General features: G+C 64.2%; 22 protein-coding genes. 15 read left to right on the top strand and 7 right to left on the bottom strand.

All coding sequences use genetic code 11. The features are described from left to right. Positions 1 to 93: 93 nt before the first annotated feature. Both L1O02_RS16990 and gloB read right to left on the bottom strand, forming a co-directional pair. The gene (locus tag L1O02_RS16990; protein WP_060839059.1) at positions 94 to 1,524 is read right to left on the bottom strand and encodes a transglycosylase SLT domain-containing protein; all 1,431 of its coding nucleotides are present in this window, start codon (positions 1,522 to 1,524) and stop codon (positions 94 to 96) included. 99 nt (positions 1,525 to 1,623) lie between these two features. Beyond that, positions 1,624 to 2,391 carry a hydroxyacylglutathione hydrolase gene (gene gloB / locus L1O02_RS16985; RefSeq protein WP_108543425.1) on the bottom strand — a complete coding sequence of 256 codons (768 nt, stop codon included), beginning with the start codon at positions 2,389 to 2,391 and terminating at the stop codon, positions 1,624 to 1,626. A 65-nt stretch (positions 2,392 to 2,456) separates the two neighbouring features. On the opposite strand from gloB, the gene L1O02_RS16980 reads away from it, so the two are divergent. Then, the gene (locus tag L1O02_RS16980; RefSeq protein ID WP_060839060.1) at positions 2,457 to 3,215 is read left to right on the top strand and encodes a methyltransferase domain-containing protein; all 759 of its coding nucleotides are present in this window, start codon (positions 2,457 to 2,459) and stop codon (positions 3,213 to 3,215) included. 108 nt (positions 3,216 to 3,323) lie between these two features. After that, complete coding sequence (rnhA, locus tag L1O02_RS16975; protein WP_016964267.1) at positions 3,324 to 3,773, top strand: ribonuclease HI; 450 nt, start codon at positions 3,324 to 3,326, stop codon at positions 3,771 to 3,773. Between the two features lie 5 nt (positions 3,774 to 3,778). On the opposite strand, the gene L1O02_RS16970 is transcribed toward rnhA, so the two are convergent. Next, positions 3,779 to 4,057, bottom strand: coding sequence for a DUF2388 domain-containing protein (locus tag L1O02_RS16970; RefSeq protein WP_235760255.1), 279 nt, complete (start codon positions 4,055 to 4,057; stop codon positions 3,779 to 3,781). 238 nt (positions 4,058 to 4,295) lie between these two features. Between L1O02_RS16970 and dnaQ the strand changes: the two genes are divergently transcribed. The 3 genes from dnaQ to L1O02_RS16955 all read left to right on the top strand — a co-directional run bounded on the left by dnaQ (position 4,296) and on the right by L1O02_RS16955 (position 8,187). Beyond that, complete coding sequence (gene dnaQ / locus L1O02_RS16965; RefSeq protein WP_060839062.1) at positions 4,296 to 5,048, top strand: DNA polymerase III subunit epsilon; 753 nt, start codon at positions 4,296 to 4,298, stop codon at positions 5,046 to 5,048. 281 nt (positions 5,049 to 5,329) lie between these two features. Continuing rightward, a complete protein-coding gene (locus tag L1O02_RS16960; RefSeq protein ID WP_060839063.1) occupies positions 5,330 to 7,585 on the top strand; it encodes an arginine/lysine/ornithine decarboxylase in 2,256 nt (751 codons plus the stop codon). Between the two features lie 14 nt (positions 7,586 to 7,599). Continuing rightward, positions 7,600 to 8,187: a GNAT family N-acetyltransferase gene (locus L1O02_RS16955; RefSeq protein WP_108543429.1), complete on the top strand. Its 588-nt coding sequence runs from the start codon at positions 7,600 to 7,602 to the stop codon at positions 8,185 to 8,187. On the opposite strand, the gene L1O02_RS16950 is transcribed toward L1O02_RS16955, so the two are convergent. Together L1O02_RS16950 and L1O02_RS16945 are read right to left on the bottom strand one after the other, a co-directional pair. Beyond that, on the bottom strand, positions 8,184 to 9,077 hold the full coding sequence (locus L1O02_RS16950) for a LysR substrate-binding domain-containing protein (protein WP_108543431.1): 894 nt from the start codon (positions 9,075 to 9,077) through the stop codon (positions 8,184 to 8,186). The two genes, L1O02_RS16955 and L1O02_RS16950, sit on opposite strands and share 4 nt — an antisense overlap. 116 nt (positions 9,078 to 9,193) lie before the next feature. Then, positions 9,194 to 9,430, bottom strand: coding sequence for a hypothetical protein (locus L1O02_RS16945; RefSeq protein WP_060839066.1), 237 nt, complete (start codon positions 9,428 to 9,430; stop codon positions 9,194 to 9,196). A 216-nt stretch (positions 9,431 to 9,646) separates the two neighbouring features. Here L1O02_RS16945 and L1O02_RS16940 point away from each other — a divergent pair, with 216 nt between their 5' ends. Further along, complete coding sequence (locus tag L1O02_RS16940) at positions 9,647 to 10,204, top strand: NAD(P)H-dependent oxidoreductase (RefSeq protein ID WP_060839067.1); 558 nt, start codon at positions 9,647 to 9,649, stop codon at positions 10,202 to 10,204. A 148-nt stretch (positions 10,205 to 10,352) separates the two neighbouring features. Further along, a complete protein-coding gene (locus L1O02_RS16935) occupies positions 10,353 to 11,639 on the top strand; it encodes an arsenic transporter (protein WP_108543433.1) in 1,287 nt (428 codons plus the stop codon). Positions 11,640 to 11,729: 90 nt separating this feature from the next. Here the strand turns inward: L1O02_RS16935 and L1O02_RS16930 are convergent, their stop codons facing one another. Continuing rightward, a complete protein-coding gene (locus tag L1O02_RS16930) occupies positions 11,730 to 12,707 on the bottom strand; it encodes a DUF1853 family protein (protein ID WP_181321557.1) in 978 nt (325 codons plus the stop codon). Positions 12,708 to 12,869: 162 nt separating this feature from the next. On the opposite strand from L1O02_RS16930, the gene L1O02_RS16925 reads away from it, so the two are divergent. Genes L1O02_RS16925 through pepN form a run of 6 tightly spaced genes read left to right on the top strand, consistent with a single transcriptional unit; the run spans position 12,870 to position 19,370 of the window. Beyond that, complete coding sequence (locus tag L1O02_RS16925) at positions 12,870 to 13,760, top strand: NAD(+) kinase (RefSeq protein ID WP_007920913.1); 891 nt, start codon at positions 12,870 to 12,872, stop codon at positions 13,758 to 13,760. Further along, positions 13,757 to 14,731: a metallophosphoesterase gene (locus L1O02_RS16920; protein WP_173655942.1), complete on the top strand. Its 975-nt coding sequence runs from the start codon at positions 13,757 to 13,759 to the stop codon at positions 14,729 to 14,731. Before L1O02_RS16925 ends, L1O02_RS16920 begins: the two co-directional genes overlap by 4 nt. After that, complete coding sequence (locus L1O02_RS16915) at positions 14,728 to 15,597, top strand: rhomboid family intramembrane serine protease (RefSeq protein ID WP_060839070.1); 870 nt, start codon at positions 14,728 to 14,730, stop codon at positions 15,595 to 15,597. The genes L1O02_RS16920 and L1O02_RS16915 overlap by 4 nt, the downstream gene beginning before the upstream one ends. Positions 15,598 to 15,612: 15 nt before the next feature. Beyond that, positions 15,613 to 15,873: a DUF1315 family protein gene (locus L1O02_RS16910; protein ID WP_060839071.1), complete on the top strand. Its 261-nt coding sequence runs from the start codon at positions 15,613 to 15,615 to the stop codon at positions 15,871 to 15,873. Next, positions 15,870 to 16,700 (top strand): DUF2797 domain-containing protein, encoded by an 831-nt coding sequence (locus L1O02_RS16905; protein ID WP_060843452.1) that lies wholly within the window; start codon positions 15,870 to 15,872, stop codon positions 16,698 to 16,700. The genes L1O02_RS16910 and L1O02_RS16905 overlap by 4 nt, the downstream gene beginning before the upstream one ends. A 12-nt stretch (positions 16,701 to 16,712) precedes the next feature. Then, complete coding sequence (gene pepN / locus L1O02_RS16900; RefSeq protein ID WP_235758333.1) at positions 16,713 to 19,370, top strand: aminopeptidase N; 2,658 nt, start codon at positions 16,713 to 16,715, stop codon at positions 19,368 to 19,370. 150 nt (positions 19,371 to 19,520) lie between these two features. Here the strand turns inward: pepN and L1O02_RS16895 are convergent, their stop codons facing one another. Continuing rightward, positions 19,521 to 21,152, bottom strand: a complete 1,632-nt coding sequence (locus L1O02_RS16895; RefSeq protein WP_108544053.1) for a SulP family inorganic anion transporter — start codon at positions 21,150 to 21,152, stop codon at positions 19,521 to 19,523. 423 nt (positions 21,153 to 21,575) lie between these two features. On the opposite strand from L1O02_RS16895, the gene L1O02_RS16890 reads away from it, so the two are divergent. Both L1O02_RS16890 and L1O02_RS16885 read left to right on the top strand, forming a co-directional pair. After that, a complete protein-coding gene (locus L1O02_RS16890) occupies positions 21,576 to 22,625 on the top strand; it encodes a YCF48-related protein (protein WP_108543439.1) in 1,050 nt (349 codons plus the stop codon). 32 nt (positions 22,626 to 22,657) lie between these two features. Beyond that, positions 22,658 to 25,033 carry an RND family transporter gene (locus L1O02_RS16885; RefSeq protein WP_060839076.1) on the top strand — a complete coding sequence of 792 codons (2,376 nt, stop codon included), beginning with the start codon at positions 22,658 to 22,660 and terminating at the stop codon, positions 25,031 to 25,033. The last annotated feature ends 10 nt before the right edge of the window (positions 25,034 to 25,043 follow it).

The following is a 25,043-nucleotide window of genomic DNA, read 5'->3' as shown; positions in this document are numbered from 1 at the left end:
TGGCGCGAGCTTCGTGCAATTGAAACCTGCTGTAGAAGCCGGCTTGCCGGCGAAGGTTGTTGGCTGGCGAGCCGGCTTCTACAGGGGCGGATTTCAGTGCGGCAGGTAGACCGTGAGCATCTGGCCGGGCTTGAGGGCCTGGGCCGCCCGAGGGTTCCAGCGCTTGAGGTGCTGCATCTCGACATTGAAGCGCTTGGCCACGATGTACAGCGAGTCGCCTTGCTTGACCTTGTAGCGGGTCGACTTCTGTTTGCCGCTGCTGGCCACGGTGGTTTTCTTGCCGGCGCTTTTGCGGGTGTCCTGCATCACCAGGGTCTGGCCGACCTTGAGGTCCTTGCCGCTGAGCTTGTTCCAGCGTTGCAGGTCCTGCACATCCACCTTGTTGGCCTTGGCGATCAGCGTCAGGTTGTCGCCGTTCTTGACCCGGTAGATACGCTTGGGCCGCAGCGAGTCGCGGCCATCGTCGCGGTCGAAGACCGGCTTGAGGGAGCGCTTGCTGATCAGCTCTTCGGGTTTCATGGTGGACAGGCTGGTGGTCAGCAGCTGGGCCTTGGACGTGGGCACCAGCAGGTGCTGGGGGCCGTCGACGGTGGTGCGCTGCTTGAACGCCGGGTTGAGCTGGAACAGCTCGTCTTCGTCGATGTTGGCCACCGCCGCGACCTTGGACAGGTCCATGCGCTGGTTGATTTCCACTACCTGGAAGTACGGCTCGTTGGCGATCGGGTTGAGGTTCACGCCGTAGGCCTGCGGGGCCAGTACCACCTGGGACAGGGCCAACAGCTTGGGCACGTAGGCTTGAGTCTCGGCCGGCAGCGGCAGGTTCCAGTAGTCGGTGGGCAGGCCGAGCTTGTCATTGCGCTCGATGGCCCGGCTCACGGTGCCTTCGCCGGCGTTGTAGGCGGCCAGGGCCAGCAACCAGTCACCGTTGAACATGTCGTGCAGGCGGGTCAGGTAGTCCAGGGCGGCGGTGGTGGAGGCGGTGATGTCGCGCCGGCCATCGTAGAAGCGGGTCTGGCGCAGGTTGAAGTAGCGTCCGGTGGCCGGGACGAACTGCCACAGGCCCACGGCATCGGCCCGGGAATAGGCCAGCGGGTTGTAGGCGCTTTCGATCACCGGCAACAGGGCCAGCTCCAGCGGCATGTTGCGCTCTTCGAGACGCTCGACGATGTAGTGGATATAGAGACTGCCGCGTTCGCCGGCGTTTTCCAGGAAGGAAGGGTTGCTGGCGAACCACAGGCGCTGCTGTTCAATACGCGGGTTGACGCCCAGGCCTTCTTGCAATTGGAACCCCTGGCGCATGCGTTCCCAGACGTCCTGGGGCACTTGCGGACTTGGCTTGTTGCTCAGCCAGATGGGTTTTTGCTTGATGCGGGCGTTGAAATTCTGGGTGTGTGTCGCGTCGCTCTGCGGGGCATGGCCGGTGCTTTGGCAGCCCGCAAGAGTCGCTGACACAGCTACCGCGATGGCCTGGGCCAAGCGCGTCAATGCGTCTGAACTGATGGAATAACGAATAGATGACGACATTGGCTGGAAGTAAGTTCCGGGCAAAAATGTCGGGCGATTCTAGAAAGCACCCGGGGTGCGGTCAACCATTCAGAATTTTTGTACCAATAGATAGCTTGCTTAGAATTTATCTTTCCAAGCCCTCAGGGCCGCAAAGACCGCACTCTGCGACGGGTTATCCGAGCCGGTCCGTTCGTCCACTTTTTGTTTAACGGATGTTTCGCCAGTCCGCAGGAACGGGTTGGTCAGTTTCTCCAGGGCCAGGGTCGAAGGCAGGGTCATGCGCCCGTGCTCGCGCAATTGCGTGACCTTTTCCAGGCGCTGGGCGATCTCCGGGTTGGCCGGCTCCACCGCCTGGGCGAAGCGCAGGTTGCTCAGGGTGTATTCGTGGGTGCAGTAGACCAGGGTGTCCTCCGGCAGCGCGGCGAGACGGCCGAGGGACTGGTGCATCTGTTCCGGGGTGCCTTCGAACAGGCGCCCGCATCCGGCGGCGAACAGGGTGTCGCCGCAGAACAGCAGGCCGTGGTGGTAATAGGCGATATGCCCCAGGGTATGGCCGGGGACGGCCAGCACCTGGAATTCCCAGCCGAGGACGCTGATGCGCTGGGCGTCGTCCAGGGCCACATCGCGACCGGGGATCTTTTCCTGCGCCGGGCCATACACGGTGGCGCCGCTGTGCTGCTTCAGACGCTCGACACCACCGACGTGGTCGTGGTGGTGATGGGTCACCAGGATGTCGCTCAGGACCCAGCCCGGGTGCTGTTCCAGCCAGGCCAGGACCGGCGCCGCATCGCCCGGATCGACGACCGCGCAGCGCTGGCTGCGATGATCTTGTAACAACCAGATGTAGTTGTCGGTGAAGGCGGGCAGGGCACTGATCTGTATCATCTTCGGATTCGCCAAGCGGAAAACAATGGCGCATCTTAGAGCTTCTTGGCGTGTTGGAGAATGCAATGACCGATAAAGCCTTCGCTCAGGCAGATCCCGACTGGCTGGCCCTGATCAGTGCGGCCCGGGACTGGCTGTCCGGTCCCCTGGGGCAATTTTTGCTGGACGAAGAGCGGCGCATGCTCGAAGAGGAACTGGGGCGTTTCTTCGGCGGTTACCTGGTGCATTACGGGCCTTCGGCGCAAAACCCGCCGGTGGCGCCTCAGGTGCAGCGCAACGTGCGCCTGGGAGCACCGCTGCCGGGGGTGGAGATCGTCTGCGAGGAACAGGCCTGGCCCCTGAGCGAGCATGCCGCCGATGTGGTGGTGCTGCAGCATGGCCTGGATTTCTGCCTGTCGCCCCACGGCCTGTTGCGCGAGGCCGCCAGTAGCGTGCGCCCCGGTGGTCATCTGCTGATTGTCGGCATCAACCCCTGGAGCACCTGGGGCCTGCGCCATGTGTTCGCCCACGACGCCTTGCGCCAGGCCCGTTGCATCTCGCCTTCGCGGGTTGGCGACTGGCTCAACCTGCTGGGCTTCGCGCTGGAGAAACGCCGCTTCGGGTGCTATCGTCCGCCGCTTGCCTCACAGGCATGGCAGGCGCGACTGGCCGGCTGGGAGCGCAAGGCCGGGCAGTGGCAACTGGCCGGCGGCGGCTTTTACCTGCTGGTGGCGCGCAAGATCGCCGTCGGCCTGCGCCCGGTGCGCCAGGTGCGACGCGAACCCATGGGCAAGCTGGTGCCGCTGCCCATGGCCAAGGTCAATCGCCGTAACAGCGAACCCTGATGACCTGCAGCAACCTTCTTTTTATATAGACCGGCCGAGTGACCTCGGCCTTGGGCGCTGTCGACCGCAATCGGCAGGCCACTGGCAATTTTCTGATGGAAGGCGTGGATGAGCGATAGCGTAGAAATCTTTACCGACGGTGCCTGCAAGGGCAATCCCGGCCCGGGTGGCTGGGGTGCGTTGCTGGTGTTCAAGGGCGTCGAGAAGGAGCTCTGGGGAGGCGAGGCCAACACCACCAACAACCGCATGGAGCTGATGGCGGCGATTCGCGGCCTGGAAGAACTCAAGCGCGAGTGCGACGTGCTGCTGGTTACCGACTCGCAGTACGTGATGAAGGGCATCAACGAGTGGATGGCCAACTGGAAGAAGCGCGGCTGGAAGACCGCGGCCAAGGAGCCGGTGAAGAACGCCGACCTGTGGCAGCAGCTGGACGAGCAGGTCAACCGGCACAAGGTCACCTGGAAATGGGTCCGTGGCCACACCGGTCACCACGGCAACGAGCGGGCCGACCAGTTGGCCAACCGTGGCGTGGATGAGGTTCGCGGCTACAAGGGCTGAGGGCGTTACAGGGTGAGAATCGCCGCCGCCAGTTGTTCGTCGCTGTAGGGCAGGTTGTGCAGTGTCCGGCGAATGTGCTGCAACGCCGATTCCAGTCGCGCCCCGCGAATCGCGCCGTCGCTGGCGACGAAGGCCGCGGCGTCGCTGCGGGCTTCCAGGACAAGCTTGTCATCCCTGAACGAACTGCTGATCTTGGCCGTGCCTTGGCTGCTGCTCAGCAGTCCGCTCATGCTCAGGTCGGTGCTGATCACCAGGCTGGTGGCAAGGCTGGAACTGCTGAACATTGCAATGAGCAGGGCGATGAACAGCAGGTTTTGCAGACGGCGCCGGAGAGTCTTCATGACCGCGAGTTTCCCTGGAAAAGATCGGCGGCACCCTAGCAGCCGGGCCTTGGGCGAACCTCATCAGCTTTGCGAATAACTGTTAAAAAGTGCGCGGCAGCGGCCTGTTCCCTGCGGCGCGCTGTCCCTGGGCCGGGCATGCTAAAATCCCGCCCTTTGCCAGATTGAGAACGGACCACTGATGGCCAACAGATCTGTTGTACTCGATACCGAAACCACCGGTATGCCGGTGACCGACGGCCACCGGATCATTGAAATCGGCTGCGTCGAGTTGATCGGTCGGCGCCTGACCGGGCGGCACTTCCACGTTTACCTGCAACCGGATCGCGAGAGCGATGAGGGCGCCATCGGCGTCCACGGCATCACCAACGAGTTCCTGGTGGGCAAGCCGCGCTTTGCCGAAGTCGCCGATGAGTTCTTCGACTTTATCCAGGGTGCTCAGCTGATCATCCACAACGCGGCGTTCGACGTTGGCTTCATCAACAACGAATTCGCCCTGATGGGGCGCCACGACCGCGCGGACATCACCCAGCACTGCAGCATCCTCGACACCCTGTTGATGGCCCGTGAGCGTCACCCGGGCCAGCGCAACAGCCTCGATGCCCTGTGCAAGCGCTATGGCGTCGACAACTCCGGTCGTGAACTGCACGGCGCCTTGCTCGACTCGGAGATCCTGGCCGACGTCTACCTGACCATGACCGGTGGCCAGACCAGCCTGTCCCTGGCGGGCAACGCTTCGGACGGCAACGGTTCCGGCGAAGGCTCGGGCAACCGCGCCACGGAAATCCGCCGTCTGCCGGCCGATCGTCCACGGGGGCGGATCATCCAGGCCAGCGAAGCCGAATTGGCCGAGCACCAGACGCGCCTGGAAATCATCGCCAAGTCTGCCGGCGGCCCGGCCCTGTGGACCCAGTTGCTCGAAAACCAACACTAAGCCGTTGTCGTCCGTGGCCCTGTAGCCGCTGCCGCAGGCTGCGAACGGCTCCGAAGGCGACAGGGGTTTGCCGGGAGATCGCCAAGCAAGGCCCTGTGGGCCTTCACGCAGCTTCGCCATGGCTCAGCAGCGGTTACAGCTGTGTGGGGCGTGGGCCGGCAATTGTGCCTGTGCGACCTTTTGTTACATCCAGTCTGTGCTCGGGGTGACAGGCGACGCCAGGAGCTTCTACCCTGAGTCCATTGGCGGGGCATCCCCGCCGCCTCAGGACAGCCTGCCCCATGTACAAAGACCTGCAGTTTCCGATCCTGATCGTGCACCGCGATATCAAGGCCGATACGGTGGCCGGGGACCGGGTGCGGGGCATCGCCCGGGAGCTGGAGAAGGACGGCTTCAGCATCTTCTCGGCGGTCAATTACGCCGAAGGGCGCCTGGTGGCCGCGACCCACCACGGCCTGGCCTGCATGTTGATCGCCGCCGAGGGCGCCGGGGAAAACACCCATCTGCTGCAAAACATGGTGGAGCTGATCCGCCTGGCCCGGGTGCGCGCGCCCCTGTTGCCGATCTTCGCCCTGGGAGAGCAGATGACCCTGGAGAACGCTCCGGCCGATGCCATGAGCGAGCTCAACCAGCTGCGGGGCATTCTCTACCTGTTCGAGGACACGGTGCCGTTCCTGGCCCGGCAAGTGGCCCGGGCCGCGCGCAATTATCTCGATGGCCTGCTGCCGCCGTTCTTCAAGGCCCTGGTGCAGCACACCGCCGACTCCAACTATTCCTGGCACACCCCGGGGCACGGCGGTGGCGTGGCTTATCGCAAGAGCCCGGTGGGCCAGGCGTTCCACCAGTTCTTCGGCGAGAACACCTTGCGTTCGGACCTGTCGGTGTCAGTGCCGGAGCTGGGTTCGCTGCTGGACCACACCGGGCCCCTGGCGGAGGCCGAGGCGCGGGCGGCACGCAATTTCGGCGCCGATCACACCTTTTTCGTGATCAACGGCACATCCACCGCCAACAAGATCGTCTGGCATTCCATGGTGGGGCGCGATGACCTGGTGCTGGTGGATCGCAACTGCCATAAATCGGTGTTGCACTCGATCATCATGACCGGGGCCATCCCCCTGTACCTGTGTCCCGAACGCAATGAACTGGGGATTATCGGGCCGATTCCCTTGAGCGAGTTCAGCCCCGAGTCGATCCAGGCCAAGATCGACGCCAGTCCGCTGACCCGTGGCCGGCCGCCCAAGGTCAAGCTGGCGGTGGTCACCAACTCCACCTACGACGGCCTGTGCTACAACGCCGAACTGATCAAGCAAAGCCTGGGCAACAGCGTCGAGGTGCTGCACTTCGACGAGGCCTGGTATGCCTACGCCGCTTTCCACGAATTCTTTTCCGGGCGCTATGGCATGGGCACCTCGCGCAGCGCCGACAGCCCGCTGGTGTTCACCACCCATTCCACCCACAAGCTGCTGGCGGCCTTCAGCCAGGCGTCGATGATCCATGTCCAGGACGGCGGCGCCCGGCAGTTGGACCGGGACCGTTTCAACGAAGCCTTCATGATGCATATCTCCACGTCGCCGCAATACAGCATCATCGCCTCGCTGGATGTGGCCTCGGCGATGATGGAAGGGCCGGCGGGGCGCTCGCTGCTGCAGGAAATGTTCGATGAGGCCCTGAGCTTCCGCCGGGCCCTGGCCAACCTGCGGCAGCACATCGCCGCCGATGACTGGTGGTTCTCGATCTGGCAGCCGGAACGGGTCGAAGGCATCGATCAGGTGCGCACCGGGGACTGGCTGCTGGAACCCGAAGGCGAGTGGCACGGCTTTGCCGGCGTCACCGACGACTATGTGCTGCTGGACCCGATCAAGGTGACCCTGGTAATGCCCGGCCTGACCGCAGGCGGGGCCCTGAGCGAGCACGGGATTCCGGCGGCGGTGGTCAGCAAGTTTCTCTGGGAGCGCGGGCTGGTGGTGGAAAAGACCGGGCTCTATTCGTTCCTGGTGCTGTTCTCCATGGGCATCACCAAGGGCAAGTGGAGCACGCTGCTGACCGAGCTGCTGGAGTTCAAGCGCAACTACGACGCCAATGTCAGCCTCGCCAGTTGCCTGCCCAGCGTCGCCAGCCAGGACCCGCAGCGCTATCAGGGCATGGGTTTGCAGGACCTGTGCGACCAGTTGCATGCCTGTTACCGCAGCAACGCCACGGCCAAGCACCTCAAGCGCATGTACACCGTGCTGCCGGAGGTGGCGATGAAGCCTGCCGATGCTTACGACCAACTGGTGCGCGGCGAAGTCGAGGCGGTGTCCATCGATCAGTTGCAGGGCCGTATCGCCGCGGTGATGCTGGTGCCGTATCCGCCGGGCATTCCGTTGATCATGCCCGGCGAGCGCTTCACCGAGTCGACCCGCTCGATCATCGATTACCTGGCTTTCGCCCGGGCCTTCGACAGCAGCTTCCCGGGCTTTGTCGCCGATGTGCACGGTCTGCAGCATGAGGATCTGGGCGACGGGCGCCACTACACCGTCGATTGCATCAAGGCATGAGGAGTTTTCCCGCTATGCAGCCTGTTGTGAACCCCGTGCACCCGGGGCTGGCGATCCGTGTGGCCGACCAGGGGTTCGCCGCCTATGTCTGGGGCAGCGACTTCAGCTTCGAGGTCAGCGCCTACGCCGAGCCTGCGCCAGGCCAGGCGGTGGCGGACTGGCCGCTGCGCAAGGTGGTGCCGTATCGCAAGTGCTATGGCATCGATCCGGAGGAATTCGGCAGCTACCGCAATGCCGCGGACAGCGAGATCTTCATGGCCTATCTCGATGACCAGCCCGTGGGGCATGTGGTGGTCAGCACCAACTGGAACGGCTACGGGCATGTCGACGAACTGGCGGTGCATGCACCGGCCCGACGCCACGGCGTGGCCCGGGCACTGCTGGAGGTGGCGCAGTTCTGGAGTCGCAAGAAGCAACTGCCGGGGGTGATGCTGGAAACCCAGAACAACAACCTGGGGGCCTGTCGCCTGTACGAGCAGTGCGGCTATGTGGTGGGCGGGGTGGATCAACTGCGTTATCGCGGCATCGATCCGCAGACCCGCGAAGTGGCGATCTTCTGGTATTGCCTGTTTGCCGATGAACCCCAGGCCCGCCAGCCTTAGCCCGCCAGCAGGGCCTCGGCCTGTTGCGTCAGCAGTTCCAGCAGGGCATTGAGCAGGGGCGAGACTTCGCTGCCCTGGCGGCGCAGGGCGTACAGGGTGACGCCGATCGGCGGCGACAGCGGGCATGCGTCGAGCCCGGCACTGCGGGCGCCGACGGCGGTGAAGGGGTCGACAATGGCCAGCCCTTCACCGGCTTCCACCAGGCTGCGCATCATCTGATAGGTCTGCACCCGGGTCTGGATCACCGGGCTTGGCCGCAGATTCTGCAATTTACTGGCGAGCATCACGCTCAGCGGGTCCTGGCCTTCCAGGCCGAGCATGGCCTGGCCGGCCAGATCCTGCAGGGCGGCGTATTTCTGCCGGGGTTGCAGCCAGCCGTGGGGTGCCAGCAGGAACAGCTTGCCCTGGGCCAGAGCCTGGCTGTGGATGTCCGGGTGTTCGGGGTCATGCAGGCTCAGGCCCAGGTCGCAATCGCGCAGCAGCAGGCGCTCGACCATGTCCCGGGTGCCGTGGCTGAGGAGACTGCAAGGGGTATCGGGAAAGCGCCGCCGCAGGGCGGCGATGCACTGGGGCAGCAGTTGCTGGACCAGTGGCGGGGTGCCGATGATGCGCAACGGCGGTGCCTGGTGAAAGCGCAAGCTGTCGGCCAGGCGTTGCAGCGGCTCGAAGGCGTCGTAGACCCGGGTGATCGCCGGTTGCAGTTCCCGGGCTTCGCGGGTGGCCTGCAAGCGTCCGCGCACGCTGGCGAACAGCATGAACCCCAAGTGGCTTTCGGCATCGCGCAGCAAGGCCTCGACCTCGGCCACCGAGAGCTGCAGCAGCTCGGCGGCGGTGCCCAGGTGGGCGGTTTGCAGGAGGGCCTGAATCACTTCGATATGACGTAGACGCATGCTTGAAGTCCATCTCCAGCCGTTGGGCGGTCAAGCATCGAATCCTACCCCAACTGCAGGTCCGGAATCTGTAGTCGCCACCCTTGGCCGGACCGGACCGCCGGGGCCGGGTGCGCCTATTCGGTGACGTAGGTCTCGGGCTCGCGGACGATGGTCACATCCGATTGCACCAGCAGGAACTGATTGTCGTCGAGCTTGCGCACCCGGTCGCCAATCGCCAGGCGGTAGGTGGTGACGGGTTCCGAGCCGGTCGTACCGTCCTGCGCGGGCATGGATTCCTGGAACTCGTGCACTGAATACACCCGTCCTTCGGCATCTCTTGCATGGAATTGTCCGACAAGTACTGCTGCCATCTTTAGAGCCTCTGGAGATAAAACACGCAAATTTCGCTGCTGTAGACCCGGTGGGTGCCGGGTAAGTTTTGCCGCCTGGAAAAAATAATCCACGGCCGCCGCCGGCCGTGGGGTGCGGCAGGATTTATCTGAGTAAATGGCGCTCGCGGGGTAGCAGGCACCCCCCGGGCTCATCTATAACTAACACCTTCTTCACGCCAAGGGTTGGAAACTCCAATGAGCAATGTCTACAAGGTTGCAGTGCTGGTCGGCAGTCTGAGAGCGCAGTCCCTGAACCGTAAGGTCGCCCTGGCGCTGGCCGAGCTGGCCCCGGCGAACCTGCAGTTGGGCATCGTCGAGATCGGCGACCTGCCGCTCTACAACGAAGACATCGATGTGACGCCGCCGGCGACCTACACCCGCTTTCGCGAACAGATCGCGGCCGCCGATGCCGTGCTGTTCGTGACCCCTGAATACAACCGCTCGGTGCCTGCACCGTTGAAGAACGCCATCGACGTCGGTTCGCGTCCTTATGGCAAGAGTGCCTGGAGCGGCAAGCCGGGTGCGGTGATCAGCGTGTCCCCGGGGGCCATCGGCGGCTTCGGGGCCAACCACCACCTGCGCCAGTCCCTGGTGTTTCTCAATGTGCCGTGCATGCAGCAGCCGGAAGCCTACCTGGGCGGCGCCGGTGCGGCGTTCGATGATTCGGGCAAGCTGTCGGAGGCCACCCGGCCGTTCCTGCAGGGCTTCATCAACGCCTACGGCCAATGGGTCGAGCAACAGAAGAAAGCCTGAACGCCTTCCTCCCTCCACATTCCCCTGCTGTTGCAGGAGCCGGCTTGCCGGCGAGCGGGTTCCTGAGGCTCATGGAGGCCTCGGGGGCAGCTTCGCTGGCAAGCCGGTTCCTTTGCCGGTCAGCTCTTTATTCAAGATTCCTTAAATCATGTTGATTGCAGTATTGATCTTCCTGCTGACCATCACCCTGGTGATCTGGCAGCCCAAAGGCCTGGGCGTGGGCTGGAGCGCGGTGTTCGGCGCGCTCCTGGCGCTGTTCTGCGGCGTGGTGCAACTGGCCGACATCCCGGTGGTGTGGCAGATCATCTGGAACGCCACCGGCACCTTCGTCGCGCTGATCATCATCAGCCTGCTGCTGGACGAGGCCGGATTCTTCGCCTGGGCCGCCCTGCACGTGGCGCGCTGGGGACGGGGCAGGGGGCGACGCCTGTTCGCCTTCATGGTGTTGCTCGGCGCCCTGGTGTCGGCGCTGTTCGCCAACGACGGTGCGGCGCTGATCCTGACCCCCATCGTCATTTCCATGCTGCTGGCCTTGCGCTTTTCTGCCGCCACCACCCTGGCATTCGTCATGGGGGCCGGCTTCATCGCCGACACCGCGAGTCTGCCGCTGGTGGTGTCGAACCTGGTGAACATCGTCTCTGCGGATTTTTTCAAGATCGGCTTCAACCGCTATGCGGCCGTGATGCTACCGGTCAACCTGGTCAGCGTTGCCGCGACCCTGGCGGTGCTGCTGTGGTTTTTCCGCCGGGACATCCCTGAGCAGTACGATCCGCGGCAACTGGCCGAGCCGGCCAGTGCCATCCATGACCGGGCGACCTTCATGGCCGGCTGGTGGGTGCTGCTGATCCTGCTGCTGGGCTGCTTTGCCCTGGAGCCGCTGGGGATTCCCATCAGCGCGATTTCCGCGGTCTGCGCCACCTTGCTGCTGGTGATCGCGGCGCGTGGACACAAGATCTCCACCCGCAAGGTGCTCAAGGAAGCACCCTGGCAGATCGTGATTTTTTCCCTGGGCATGTACCTGGTGGTGTACGGCTTGCGCAATGCCGGGCTGACCGGGCACCTGGCCGCCTGGCTCGACGCCTTTGCCGGCGGCGGAATCTGGGGGGCGGCCCTGGGCACCGGCTTGTTGACCGCCGGGTTGTCGTCGGTGATGAACAACCTGCCGACGGTGCTGATCGGTGCCTTGTCCATCGATGCCAGCCAAGCCACCGGGGTGGTCAAGGAGGCAATGATCTACGCCAACGTCATCGGCAGCGACCTGGGGCCGAAGATCACCCCCATCGGCAGCCTGGCCACCTTGCTCTGGCTGCATGTGCTGGAGCGCAAGGGCATTCATATCGGCTGGGGTTATTACTTCCGGGTCGGCGTCGTGCTCACCGTGCCGGTGCTGCTGGTGACCCTGGCGGCCCTGGCGTTGCGGCTTTCCCTGGCATAGCGAAACCCCACGGCTGGAGCCGGCTTGTCGGCCAAAAGGCCCGCAAGCCCTGCGCCATTCGTGGAGAGGCTTTCGCTGGCCAGCCAGCGGCTACGCAGGTTGGTCTCTGGGCGGGAAGGGCTGGGTTACGGGGAGGTTGGGCCACAGGTCGGCCACCAGGAACAGGCGCTCGGCTTCTTCCCAGCCCCCTTCGGCCGTTTCCTCCAGTCGCACCAGCAATTGCGCCGGGGCGTGGGGGGAGAGGACGCTCAGCCATTGCCCCAGTTCAACGGCGGTCCAGACCTGTTCCGCCGGATAGTGAGCCGGGGCCAGCCAGGCGTGGCGGGGCAGGGGCTGCCAGCGCCCCGGGGCGCCCTGGGCCAGGTAGGCCGGCCAGTCCCGTTGATGCAGCCAGCGCCCCCGCAGGTGCTGCGGATGGGCGCCCTCGGGCGGTTCGGCTTGGCCCGGCCAGGGATAGAGCAGGTAGCCCCCCAGCCACAGGTGGGCGCGAAACTGCTGGATATCCAGCGCCGCCAGGGCCTCGCGGCTTTCATCGCGGGCGGAAATCGGCAGTTGGTGTTCGTCCAGGTGCGCCAGCTTGCGGTCCAGGCGATCGTGGCAGCCCGGCCCCAGCCATTGCGCGCTGTCGCTGCCGTTGCCCCGTTGCGGGCCCAGGTAGAGCTTGATCGCCAGTTCCAGGTGATGCACGCCTTCGCGGTCACGCAGCAGCATGTCCAGCTCGCCCAGGGTCTGGCCGCCACGGCGGATCGGCAGGTTGGCCGCCAGCAGTTCGACGCCGGGGGCGTGCTGCACGGCAAACTGCCAGAGGCGTTCGTAGTACAGGCCCAGGCGCCGTGTCTGGCTGCGGTCGAGCCAGTGGCGCAGCGCGCTGGGGTCCAGGTCCAGGCGCTGCAGCCAGTGCGCCAGCAATTGCGGCGCCTGCACCCAGTCGCTGCCGGACAGGGGATGGCGCTGCGGCCAGGGCGTGTGGCTGAGCATCGGCGGCGCGAGGATGACCCAGGCGAGGTCGCGGACTTCAGGTTGACGCAACTGGCGTGGAAGGCTGAGCAGATCCGGGAACAGGAGCATGCTGCGAGCATAGACGCAAACCCTTGCGCTTCGCGATAAATGCGTGTCGCTCGGTGCTCTCGCCGCGGTTCCTAAGCCCGCGTGGCTGAAAGGATTTTGTCTAACGCCGGGTTTCGCCCATAATCCTCCGTTTCGCCCGTACCCGAACCCCGCAGGAGCCCCATGGAGCAATTTCGCAATATCGGCATTATCGGTCGCCTGGGCAGCTCCCAGGTGCTGGACACAGTTCGCCGACTGAAGAAGTTTCTGCTGGCACGCCACCTGCACGTGATCCTCGAAGACACCATCGCCGAAGTGCTGCCGGGCCACGGCCTGCAGACCTCCTCGCGCAAGCTGTTGGGCGAGGTCTGCGACATGGTCATCGTGGTCGGCGGCGACGGCAGCCTGCTGGGCGCCGCCCGGGCCCTGGCGCGGCACAATATTCCGGTGCTGGGGATCAACCGTGGCAGCCTGGGGTTTCTCACCGACATTCGCCCCGATGAGCTGGAGGTCAAGGTCGCCGAAGTGCTGGACGGCCATTACCTGGTGGAAAACCGCTTCCTGCTGCAGGCCGAAGTCCGCCGTCACGCCGAGGCCATTGGTCAGGGCGATGCGCTGAACGACGTGGTGCTGCACCCGGGCAAGTCGACGCGGATGATCGAGTTCGAAATCTACATCGACGGCCAGTTCGTCTGCAGTCAGAAGGCCGACGGCCTGATCGTCGCCACGCCCACCGGTTCCACGGCCTATGCGCTGTCCGCCGGCGGCCCGATCATGCATCCCAAGCTGGATGCCATTGTGATTGTGCCGATGTACCCCCATACCTTGTCCGGAAGGCCGATTGTGGTCGACGGCAACAGTGAGCTGAAAATCGTCGTGTCCAAAGATATGCAGATCTATCCGCAAGTCTCCTGTGACGGGCAGAACCATTTCACCTGCGCACCGGGCGACACCATCACGGTCAGCAAGAAGGCGCAGAAACTGCGCCTGATTCACCCGCTGGACCACAACTACTACGAGGTCTGCCGGACCAAGCTTGGCTGGGGCAGCCGACTGGGCGGTGGAGGCGACTGATGCTCGATCCCGCGCGTAGCTACGACCTGATCGGTGACGTGCACGGTTGCGCCCTGACCCTGGAGCACTTGCTGGATCGGCTCGGGTACCACAAGCAGGGTGGCGTCTGGCGGCATCCGTCGCGCATGGCGGTGTTCCTCGGTGACATCATCGACCGCGGCCCGCGAATCCGTGAATCCCTGCATATCGTCCACGACATGGTCGAAGCCGGTCAGGCGCTGTGCATCATGGGCAACCATGAGTTCAACGCCCTGGGCTGGAGCACTCCGGCGGCGGCCGGCAGTGGCAAGCAGTTCGTGCGTGAACACACGCCGCGCCATGCCCGGCTGATCCACGAGACCCTGACCCAGTTCGAACACCACCCGGGCGACTGGCACGACTTCCTCGAGTGGTTCTATGAACTGCCGCTGTTCGTCGACGCCGGGCGCTTTCGCGTGGTGCACGCCTGCTGGGATGCGGGCCTGATCGCCCCGCTGCGCCAGCAGTACCCCAACGGCTGCATCGACCGCGAGTTCCTCCAGGCCTCGGCGCTGCCCGACAGTTTTGCCAGCACCGCCTTCGATCGCCTGCTGCGCGGCACCGACATGCGCCTGCCCCACGGCCTGACCATGACCAGCGGCGACGGCCTGACCCGGGCGTTCTTCCGCACCAAGTTCTGGGAAGACGACCCGCAGACCTACGGCGACATCGTCTTTCAGCCCGATGCCTTGCCCGATCCGGTGGCGCGCACGCCGTTGTCCCCGGCCGAGAAAAACAGCCTGCTGCGCTACGGCCCTGACGAACCGATGCTGTTTGTCGGCCACTACTGGCGCAGCGGCAAGCCGGCGCCGATCCGTCCCAACCTGGCGTGCCTGGACTACAGCGCCGTGCTCTACGGCAAGCTTGCCGCCTATCGCCTGGACCAGGAAACCCGCCTGGATCCGAATAAATTTGTCTGGGTCGACGTCGAGCGGCCCGAGGTGTTGCGATGAGCGCAGTAGCGGTTTTGCGTCTGCCACTGGCCACCGACCTGAGTGGCTTCGTCAAGCTGCTGCAGCGCATGCAGGTGCCCCACCGGGTCAGTGAAGAGGCCGGCGAGCAAGTGCTCTGGGTGCCCGAATCCATCAGTGAGGATGTACGGGGCCTGTATCAGCGCTTTCCCCAGGGCGATCCCGAGCAGCAATTGGACATCCCGCAGGCGGCCTCGCCGGCGCGGGTTGGCCTGGTGCAGCAGTTGCGCCGCAGCCCGGTCACCGCGCTGATCCTGCTGCTGAGCCTGGCGGTGTGCGGCATCACCTTGCTCGGTGACAACCTGCAGACCCTCGGCTGGTTCACCTTCCTCGAGTTTCGCGTGGTGGGCGACTACATCCAGTTCAGCTCCCTGGCCGACAGCCTGGCGGCGGGGCAGTGGTGGCGCCTGGTGACGCCGATGCTGATTCACTTCGGCATCCTGCACATCGCCATGAACGGCATGTGGTACTGGGAACTGGGGCGGCGCATCGAACTGCGCCAGGGCAGCATCAACCTGCTGGGGCTGACCCTGCTGTTCAGCCTGGTTTCCAACTTCGCGCAATACTATTTCAGCGGCCCAACCCTGTTCGGTGGTCTGTCCGGGGTGCTCTACGGCCTGCTCGGGCATTGCTGGATCTATCAATTACTGTCCCCCAACCCCATCTACCGCCTGCCCCGGGGCGTGCTGGTGATGATGCTGGTGTGGCTGCTGCTGTGCCTGTCCGGGCTGGTGTCGATGATCGGCTTCGGCGAAATCGCCAACGCCGCCCATGTCGGCGGGCTGCTCATCGGTTGCCTCACCGGCTTGTTGGGTGGCCTCTACAGCCGCCATAAACTGGCCCTTTAAACGCTGGAGTCGTGTATGTCGTCCTTTGTCGAAATGATCGAAAACATCACCCCCGAGATCTACCAGAGCCTGAAGCTGGCGGTAGAGATCGGCAAATGGGCCGATGGCCGCAAGCTCACCGCCGAGCAGCGTGAGCTGTCCCTGCAGGCCATGATCGCCTGGGAGATGCAGAACCTGCCTGAGGAACAGCGCACCGGCTACATGGGGCCGCAGGAATGCGCCTCGAAGTCGGCACCGGTGCCGAACATCCTGTTCAAGTCGGATGCCATCCATTGATCGAGATTGGCCGCGGTTCCATCAGCAAAATGTCGGCACGCCTGGACGGGCCGAATGTTCAGTACGCCTTTCGCCTGGGTGACAGCGAGGTGCCGGTCAACCCCCTGATCGGCACTCAGGTGCGCCTGGAGTACCTGGGGGCGATCCATTGCACCCATTGCGGACGCAAGACCAAGACCAGCTTCAGCCAGGGCTATTGCTACCCCTGCATGACCAAGCTGGCCCAGTGCGATGTGTGCATCATGAGCCCCGAACGCTGCCACTACGACGCCGGCACCTGCCGCGAGCCGTCCTGGGGCGAGCAGTTCTGCATGACCGATCACGTGGTCTACCTGGCCAACTCCTCGGGGATCAAGGTCGGCATCACCCGCGCCACCCAGTTGCCGACCCGCTGGCTCGACCAGGGCGCCAGCCAGGCGCTGCCGATCATGCGCGTGGCGACCCGCCAGCAATCGGGCTTCGTCGAGGACCTGTTCCGTTCCCAGGTGGCCGACAAGACCAACTGGCGCGCGCTGCTCAAGGGCGATGCCCAGGCCGTGGACCTGGTGGCGGTACGCGACCAGCTGTTCGCATCCTGCGCCGAGGGCCTGCTGGCGCTGCAACAGCGTTTCGGCCTGCAGGCGATCCAGCCGGTGAGTGACATCGAACCCCTGGAAATCCGTTATCCGGTCGAGCAGTACCCGAGCAAGATCGTCAGTTTCAACCTGGACAAGAATCCGATCGCCGAAGGCACGCTGCTGGGCATCAAGGGCCAGTACCTGATCTTTGATACCGGCGTGATCAACATTCGCAAATACACGGCTTATCAGCTCGCCGTGCATCAGTAGAAGGAATTCGCCATGCGCACCGAACAACCGAAGATGATCTACCTGAAGGACTATCAGGCCCCCGAGTACCTGATCGACGAGACCCACCTGACCTTCGAGTTGTTCGAGGACCACAGCCTGGTCCATGCGCAGCTGGTGATGCGTCGCAACCCCGCACGCGGCGCCGGCCTGCCGCCGCTGGTGCTGGACGGCCAGCAGCTGGAGCTGCTGTCGGTGAGCCTGTCCGATCAGCTGCTGAGCGCCAGCGACTACCAGCTCGATGACAGCCACCTGACCCTGCACCCGACCAGCGCCAGCTTCACCCTGGACACCAGCGTGAAGATCCACCCGGAAAGCAACACCGCCCTGGAAGGCCTGTACAAGTCCAGCGGCATGTTCTGCACCCAGTGCGAGGCCGAGGGCTTTCGCAAGATCACCTATTACCTCGATCGCCCGGATGTGATGAGCAAGTTCACCACCACCGTGGTGGCCGAGCAGCACCGCTACCCGGTATTGCTCTCCAACGGCAACCCGATCGCCAGCGGTCCTGGTGAAGACGGCCGGCACTGGGCGACCTGGGAAGACCCGTTCATGAAGCCGGCCTACCTGTTCGCCCTGGTGGCCGGCGACCTGTGGTGCGTGGAAGACAGCTTCCGCACCCAGAGCGGGCGCGACGTGGCGCTGCGCATCTATGTCGAGCCGGAAAACATCGACAAGTGCCAGCACGCGATGAACAGCCTGAAGAAGTCCATGCGCTGGGACGAAGAAACCTACGGTCGCGAATACGACCTGGACATCTTCATGATCGTTGCGGTCAACGACTTCAACATGGGTGCCATGGAAAACAAGGGCCTGAACATCTTCAACTCCAGCGCCGTGCTGGCCCGCGCCGAAACCGCCACCGATGCCGCGCACCAGCGGGTCGAGGCGATCGTTGCCCACGAATACTTCCACAACTGGTCGGGCAACCGCGTGACCTGCCGCGACTGGTTCCAGCTGTCGCTCAAGGAAGGCTTCACCGTGTTCCGCGATGCCGGTTTCTCCGCCGACATGAACTCGCGCACCGTCAAGCGCATTCAGGACGTGGCCTACCTGCGTACCCACCAGTTCGCCGAAGACGCCGGCCCCATGGCCCATGCGGTGCGCCCGGAAAGCTTTATCGAGATTTCCAACTTCTACACCCTGACCGTGTACGAAAAAGGTTCGGAAGTGGTGGGCATGATCCACACCTTGCTCGGCGCCGAAGGCTTCCGTAAGGGCAGCGACCTGTACTTCGAGCGTCATGATGGCCAGGCGGTGACCTGCGACGACTTCGTCAAGGCCATGGAAGACGCCAACGGCGTCGACCTGAGCCAGTTCAAGCGCTGGTACAGCCAGGCCGGTACGCCACGGCTGGCGGTCAGCGAGGCCTACGACGCGGCGGCGAAAACCTACAGCCTGACCTTCCGCCAGAGCTGCCCGCAGACCCCGGACAAGGTAGAAAAGCTGCCGTTCGTGATCCCGGTGGAGCTGGGCCTGCTGGATTCCAAAGGGGCAGGCATGGCCTTGCGCCTGTCCGGCGAAAGCGCAGCCCAGGGCACGTCCCGGGTGATTTCGGTGACCGAGGCCGAGCAGACCTTCACCTTCGTCGACATCACCGAACAGCCGCTGCCTTCGTTGCTGCGTGGCTTCTCGGCGCCAGTGAAGCTGAGCTTCCCCTACAGCCGCGACCAACTGATGTTCCTCATGCAGCATGACAGCGACGGTTTCAACCGTTGGGACGCCGGCCAGCAGTTGGCCGTGCAAGTGCTGCAAGAACTGATTGCCCAGCATCAGCAGGGTCAGGCGCTGGTGATGGACGAACGTCTGGTGACCGCCCTGGGCACCGTGCTGGCGGATGACAGCCTGGACCAGGCCATGGTCGCGGAAATGCTGTCCCTGCCGGGCGAGGCCTACCTCACCGAAATCAGCGAAGTGGCGGATGTCGAGGCGATCCATGCGGCGCGCGAGTTTGCTCGCCAGCAACTGGCTGACAGCCTGTTCGATGCGCTGTGGAAGCGTTATCAGGCCAACCGGGCAGTGTCCAAGGCCACGGCCTACGTGGCCGAGTCCGAGCATTTCGCCCGTCGCGCGCTGCAGAACATTGCCCTGTCGTACCTGATGCTCACCCACAAGCCCGAAGTGCTGGCGGCGGCCATCGAACAGTTCGACAGCGCCGACAACATGACCGAGCGCCTGACCGCCCTGGCGGTGCTGGTCAACTCGCCGTTCGAGGCCGAGAAGGCCAAGGCCCTGGCGGTGTTCGCCGAGCACTTCAAGGACAACGCCCTGGTCATGGACCAGTGGTTCAGCGTGCAGGCCGGCAGCCCGTTGCCGGGCGGCCTGGAGCGGGTCAAGGCGCTGATGCAGCACCCGGCGTTCAATCTCAAGAACCCGAACAAGGTGCGGGCGTTGGTGGGTGCCTTTGCCGGGCAGAACCTGATCAACTTCCACGCGGCCGACGGTTCCGGCTATCGCTTCCTCGCGGATCTGGTGATCCAGCTCAACGGCTTCAACCCGCAGATCGCCTCGCGGCAACTGGCGCCGCTGACCCGCTGGCGCAAGTACGACAGCGCCCGCCAGGCGCTGATGAAAGGCGAACTGGAGCGCATCCGCGCCTCCGGCGAGCTGTCCAGCGACGTGTTCGAAGTGGTCAGCAAAAGCCTCGCCTGACGGTGGCAGCGGCTACACCTGTAGCCGCTGCTGAGCCTGCGAAGCTGCGCAAAGGTCCGCAGGACCTTGCTTGGCGATCGCTGTCAAACCTCTGTCGGTCTTGATATCGGACGCAGAGCCGTCCAGACCGTTCGCAACCTGCGGCAGCGGCTACAGGGGGGGCAGCGCGCTACTCAAGTCGCGGTGATAGTTCTGCGCGCCAATGGCGTGCAGGATGCCCACTCGCTCAAGCTTGGCATGCACCTTCAGGTTGGCTTCGCACAGTTTCACCACGATCCCGCGCTTGTGCAGCTGACCTATCACTTCCTCCAGGGTCTGCAGCCCGGTGATATCCATGAACGGCACATGCTTGAGGCGGATGATCAGCAGCCTGGGATCGCTGTGGGTCTGGGCCAGGGCCCGTTCAAAGGTTTCGGCAGCGCCAAAGAACAGGGGGCCTTCGATGGTATAGATCAGCACCCCGGCAGGCAGGTGCCCGCGTCCTTTGCCGCGCAATTCGTTCTCCAGATCCTCTCCCACGACCTGCTGCACCTCCACCGAGGAGGCCATGCGCCGCAGGAAATGCAGCATCGCCAGGATCACCCCGATATTCACCGCGATCACCAGGTCGCTGAACACCGTGAGCACAAAGGTGCACAGCAGGATCGCCACGTCCGCTCGCGGCGCGCGCTGCAGCATGCGCTTGAAGTGGTGCAGTTCGCTCATGTTGTAGGCCACCACGAACAGGATCGCGGCCAGGGCGCACAGCGGGATATTGGCCGCCAGCGGGGCGAGAAACAGGATGATCAGCGTCAGCACCCCGGCATGGACGATGCCGGCCAGGGGGCTGGTGGCGCCGTTGCGGATGTTGGTGGCGGTGCGGGCGATGGCACCGGTGGCAGCAAAACCGCCAAACAGCGGCGTGGCCAGGTTGGCAATGCCCTGGCCGATCAGTTCCTGGTTGGAATCGTGCCGGGTGCCGGCCATGCCGTCGGCCACTACCGCCGACAGCAGCGACTCGATGGCCCCGAGCATGGCGATGGCGAAGGCCGGGCCAATCAGGTCCAGCACCCGCGGCAGGCTGATCTGTGGCAGTTGCAGGCTCGGCAAGCCCTGGGGAATGCCGCCAAAGGCGCTGCCGATGGTGGCCACGCCGTCGAACTGGAACAGCGACTGCAGGGCGGTGGCCAGGGTCATGGCCACCAGGGGCGCGGGCAGGCGCTTGAGCCAGGGGATCTTCGGTACCCACAGCAACAGTCCGAGGCTGAGCAGGGCCAGCAGGGTGGTGGCCGGGTGCAGCCCGGGCAGTGACTGCAACAGGTGCCAGAGCTTTTGGTGAAAATGCTCGCCCTGGGCCGCGGGCAAGCCGAAGAAGTCCTTCCACTGGCTGACCCAGATGATCACCCCGATGCCGGCGGTGAAACCGAGAATCACCGGGTCGGGGATGAATTTGATCAGGGCGCCGAGGCGGCTGATGCCCAGCAGGAACAGGATGATGCCGGCCATCATGGTCGCCAGTTGCAGGCCGTCGACCCCGTACTGGGCGGTGACCCCGGCGAGAATCACGATAAAGGCCCCGGTGGGACCGGCGATCTGCAAGCGGCTGCCACCGAACAGCGACACCAGCAGGCCGCCGACGATGGCGGTGTAGATCCCCTGTTCGGGCTTGACCCCGGAGGCGATGGCGAAGGCCATGGCCAGGGGCAGGGCCACCACGCCGACTATCACCCCGGACACCAGGTTGCGGGCCCAGTGGGCGCGGCCCAGCAGCCCGGCTTTCCACGCCTCGCGTATGGCAATCATGCTGCACTCCTCAAGCTCGTCCGGCTGGCGCCCCATGCCGCTCATCATAGTCAACGGCGGGAGCGGGGGATGCATGCGCTGGATCAGTCTTTGGTCGAGTGACGGCTGGCCCGGGCCAAGCCGTCAGTCGCAGCAGCGAAAGCTTCGTCGCGGTCCGTGGCCTCGATCCGTGGCACCCAGCGGCATCGATCAGCCCAGCGAATGCCCGAGTATTCAGGGGCCTGACCAGGCGCGTTGATTAACAAAAGATAACGTGGCGTTGATTGTCAGACCTTTCCAAAGCCCGATAGGATAGCTCGCAGCCAAAGGGGCTCTAGATTGCAGGTTTCAGGACGATCGTCAGGGTCGATCCAGGCCAGGCAAACCCCGGAAGGCGCCCTGAGAGGTCAAGTGACCTGACAATAATAAATGGGGGAATGGTCTATGAGTGAGCCTGTCATGGGCGTGGTTGTTGGCCGCCCGCCGGCGCTGCGCACGTTCGCACTGCTGGCTACAGCGCTCTCGCTGTTGGGTGTCGTGACGCTGTCGACACCGGTCCTGGCCGCTGCCTCCGCAGCGGATACGGTCTTTTCCATCGAATCGCCCAAAGCGGCGAAAAGCCTGATGCTCGATGTGGTCCACGCCGGCAAGCGCCTGGTGGCCGTGGGGGATCGCGGGCACATTCTCTATTCCGACGATCAGGGGGCGTCCTGGGTCCAGGCCAAGGTGCCAACCCGGCAGCTGCTGACGGCGGTGTACTTCGTCGACGACCAGCATGGTTGGGCGGTGGGCCACGATGCCCAGGTCCTGGCCAGCACCGACGGCGGTGTCACCTGGACCCAGCAGTTCCAGGACCTCAAGCGTGAAGCGCCGTTGCTCGATGTCTGGTTCAAGGACACCCGCAACGGCTTTGCCGTGGGGGCCTACGGCGCCTTGCTGGAAACCACCGACGGCGGCCAGCACTGGGAGGACGCCAGCGATCGCCTGGACAACGAAGATCAGTACCACCTCAACGCCATCGCCGAGGTCAAGGACGCCGGCCTGTTCATCGTCGGCGAGCAGGGCAGCATGTTCCGCTCGGCCGATGGCGGGCAGACCTGGGAACGCCTCGAAGGCCCCTATGAAGGCTCGCTGTTCGGCGTGATCGGCACCGGCCAGCCGGCGACGCTGCTGGTCTATGGCCTGCGCGGCAATCTCTATCGCTCCACGGATTTCGGCGGCACCTGGGAGCAGGTGGAGTTGAAGGCGGCCCGTGGCGCCCTGGAGTTCGGTCTCTCGGGCGCCACCTTGCTGGACGACGGCTCGTTGGTGATCGTCGGCAACGGCGGCAGCGTGATCCGCAGCACCGATCACGGCCAGACGTTCAGCGTGTTCAACCGCCAGGACCGCCTCTCGTTGTCGGCGGTGACCGCCGCCGGCAATGGCAACCTGATCCTGGCCGGGCAGGGCGGGGTGCGGGTTTCTGCGGCAAGCGGCGCTGAACTCGGCAAGTAGGCCGGGCACATAATAAGAAGGTGGGGAATTCCATGAGCAGTCATCACCAGGACAAGGCGAACTTTCTCGAACGCCTGATTTTCAACAACCGCCCGGCAGTGATCTTTATCTGCCTCTTGGTCAGCGCTTTCCTGTTCTGGCAGGCGACCCTGATCCGCCCGTCCACCAGTTTCGAAAAGATGATCCCGCTCAAGCACCCGTTCATCGAACGGATGATGGAGCACCGCAACGACCTGGCCAACCTGGGCAACACCGTGCGCATCTCGGTGGAAGCCCGCGACGGCGACATCTTCACCAAGGACTACATGGAGACGCTGAGGCAGATCAACGACGAGGTGTTCTACATCTCCGGCGTCGACCGCTCCGGGCTCAAGTCGCTGTGGAGCCCCAGCGTGCGCTGGACCGAGGTGACCGAAGAGGGCTTTGCCGGCGGCGAGGTGATCCCCCAGAGCTACAACGGCTCGGCCGAGAGCCTCGACAAATTGCGCAACAACGTCCTCAAGTCCGGCCAGGTCGGGCGTTTGGTGGCCAACGATTTCAAATCCAGCATCGTCGACATCCCGTTGCTGGAGTCCTACCCGGACCCACAGGACCAGGGCAAGCTGCTGGCCCTGGACTATCAGAAGTTCTCCCACCAGCTGGAAGAGAAGATCCGCGACAAGTTCGAGGCGCAGAACCCCAATGTGAAGATCCACATTGTCGGCTTCGCCAAGAAGGTCGGCGACCTGATCGATGGCCTGATCATGGTGGTGATGTTCTTCGGCGTGGCCTTCATCATCACCCTGGTGCTGCTGTACTGGTTCACCTGGTGCATCCGCAGCACCATCGCGGTGTTGATCACCACCCTGGTGGCGGTGGTCTGGCAGCTGGGGCTGATGCACGCCTTCGGCTTCGGTCTGGACCCTTACTCGATGCTGGTGCCGTTCCTGATCTTCGCCATCGGCATTTCCCACGGGGTGCAGAAGATCAACGGCATCGCCCTGCAGTCCAGTGATGCCGACAACGCCCTGACCGCGGCCCGGCGGACCTTCCGCCAACTGTTCCTGCCGGGGATGATCGCGATCCTCGCCGACGCCGTGGGCTTCATCACCCTGCTGATCATCGACATCGGGGTGATCCGCGAGCTGGCCATCGGTGCCTCCATCGGTGTGGCGGTGATCGTGTTCACCAACCTGATCCTGCTGCCAGTGGCGATTTCCTACGTCGGCATCAGCAAGCGCGCGATCGAGCGCAGCAAGAAGGACGCTTCTCGCGAGCATCCGTTCTGGCGCCTGCTGTCGAACTTCGCCAGCCCCAAGGTTGCGCCGATCTCCGTGGCCCTGGCCCTGGTGGCCTTTGGCGGCGGCCTCTGGTACAGCCAGAACCTGAAGATCGGCGACCTCGACCAGGGCGCTCCGGAGCTGCGTCCCGACTCGCGCTACAACAAGGACAACAACTTCATCATCAGCAACTACTCCACCAGTTCAGACGTGCTGGTGGTGATGGTCAAGACCGCGGCCGAAGGCTGTTCGCGCTATGAGGCCATGGCGCCGATCGACGAGCTGATGTGGAAGATGCAGAACACCGAGGGCGTGCAGTCGGCGATCTCCCTGGTGACCGTGTCCAAGCAGATGATCAAGGGCATGAACGAGGGCAACCTGAAATGGGAAACCCTGTCGCGCAACCCTGACGTGCTGAACAACTCCATTGCCCGGGCCGACGGCCTGTACAACAACAACTGTTCCCTGGCGCCGGTGCTGGTGTTCCTCAACGACCACAAGGCCGCGACCCTGGATCGTGCGGTGCATGCCGTGCAGGAGTTCGCCGCGCAGCACAACAGGGACGGCCTGGAGTTCATTCTCGCCGCCGGCAACGCCGGGATCGAGGCGGCCACCAACGAGGTGATCAAGGAGTCCGAGCTGACCATCCTGATCCTGGTGTACATCTGTGTGGCCGGCATGTGCATGATCACTTTCCGCTCCTGGGCGGCGACCCTGTGCATCGTCCTGCCGCTGGTGCTGACCTCGGTGCTGGGCAATGCGCTGATGGCCTTCATGGGCATCGGGGTCAAGGTGGCGACCTTGCCGGTGGTGGCGCTGGGGGTGGGCATCGGTGTCGACTACGGCATCTATATCTACAGTCGCCTGGAAAGCTTCCTGCGCGCCGGCCTGCCGTTGCAGGAGGCCTACTACCAGACCCTGCGCTCCACCGGCAAGGCGGTGCTGTTCACCGGTCTGTGCCTGGCCATCGGCGTGTGCACCTGGATCTTCTCGGCCATCAAGTTCCAGGCCGACATGGGCCTGATGCTGACCTTCATGCTGCTGTGGAACATGTTCGGCGCCCTGTGGCTGCTGCCGGCCCTGGCGCGGTTCCTGATCAAGCCGGAAAAGCTCGCCGGGCAGAAGGGCAACTCACTGTTCGCTCACTGATCCAGGCGTT

This window comes from Pseudomonas sp. BC42 (genome assembly GCF_021560055.1).
In the GTDB taxonomy this organism is placed as follows: Bacteria; Pseudomonadota; Gammaproteobacteria; order Pseudomonadales; family Pseudomonadaceae; genus Aquipseudomonas.
The sequence above is the reverse complement of the archived record's forward strand: the minus strand, read 5'-3'. Positions and strand labels throughout refer to the sequence as shown.

Excerpts from the sequence above, each read along its gene's own strand:
- dnaQ (WP_060839062.1), top strand. The coding sequence starts at position 4,296 with ATGGCCAACAGATCTGTTGTACTCGATACCGAAACCACCGGTATGCCG.
- L1O02_RS16960 (WP_060839063.1), top strand. The coding sequence starts at position 5,330 with ATGTACAAAGACCTGCAGTTTCCGATCCTGATCGTGCACCGCGATATC.
- L1O02_RS16895 (WP_108544053.1), bottom strand. The coding sequence starts at position 21,152 with ATGATTGCCATACGCGAGGCGTGGAAAGCCGGGCTGCTGGGCCGCGCC.
- L1O02_RS16885 (WP_060839076.1), top strand. The coding sequence starts at position 22,658 with ATGAGCAGTCATCACCAGGACAAGGCGAACTTTCTCGAACGCCTGATT.
- rnhA (WP_016964267.1), top strand. The coding sequence starts at position 3,324 with ATGAGCGATAGCGTAGAAATCTTTACCGACGGTGCCTGCAAGGGCAAT.
- L1O02_RS16930 (WP_181321557.1), bottom strand. The coding sequence starts at position 12,707 with ATGCTCCTGTTCCCGGATCTGCTCAGCCTTCCACGCCAGTTGCGTCAA.
- L1O02_RS16970 (WP_235760255.1), bottom strand. The coding sequence starts at position 4,057 with ATGTTCAGCAGTTCCAGCCTTGCCACCAGCCTGGTGATCAGCACCGAC.
- pepN (WP_235758333.1), top strand. The coding sequence starts at position 16,713 with ATGCGCACCGAACAACCGAAGATGATCTACCTGAAGGACTATCAGGCC.
- L1O02_RS16990 (WP_060839059.1), bottom strand. The coding sequence starts at position 1,524 with ATGTCGTCATCTATTCGTTATTCCATCAGTTCAGACGCATTGACGCGC.
- L1O02_RS16925 (WP_007920913.1), top strand. The coding sequence starts at position 12,870 with ATGGAGCAATTTCGCAATATCGGCATTATCGGTCGCCTGGGCAGCTCC.
- gloB (WP_108543425.1), bottom strand. The coding sequence starts at position 2,391 with ATGATACAGATCAGTGCCCTGCCCGCCTTCACCGACAACTACATCTGG.
- L1O02_RS16940 (WP_060839067.1), top strand. The coding sequence starts at position 9,647 with ATGAGCAATGTCTACAAGGTTGCAGTGCTGGTCGGCAGTCTGAGAGCG.
- L1O02_RS16980 (WP_060839060.1), top strand. The coding sequence starts at position 2,457 with ATGACCGATAAAGCCTTCGCTCAGGCAGATCCCGACTGGCTGGCCCTG.
- L1O02_RS16955 (WP_108543429.1), top strand. The coding sequence starts at position 7,600 with ATGCAGCCTGTTGTGAACCCCGTGCACCCGGGGCTGGCGATCCGTGTG.
- L1O02_RS16935 (WP_108543433.1), top strand. The coding sequence starts at position 10,353 with ATGTTGATTGCAGTATTGATCTTCCTGCTGACCATCACCCTGGTGATC.
- L1O02_RS16950 (WP_108543431.1), bottom strand. The coding sequence starts at position 9,077 with ATGCGTCTACGTCATATCGAAGTGATTCAGGCCCTCCTGCAAACCGCC.
- L1O02_RS16945 (WP_060839066.1), bottom strand. The coding sequence starts at position 9,430 with ATGGCAGCAGTACTTGTCGGACAATTCCATGCAAGAGATGCCGAAGGA.
- L1O02_RS16910 (WP_060839071.1), top strand. The coding sequence starts at position 15,613 with ATGTCGTCCTTTGTCGAAATGATCGAAAACATCACCCCCGAGATCTAC.
- L1O02_RS16915 (WP_060839070.1), top strand. The coding sequence starts at position 14,728 with ATGAGCGCAGTAGCGGTTTTGCGTCTGCCACTGGCCACCGACCTGAGT.
- L1O02_RS16890 (WP_108543439.1), top strand. The coding sequence starts at position 21,576 with ATGAGTGAGCCTGTCATGGGCGTGGTTGTTGGCCGCCCGCCGGCGCTG.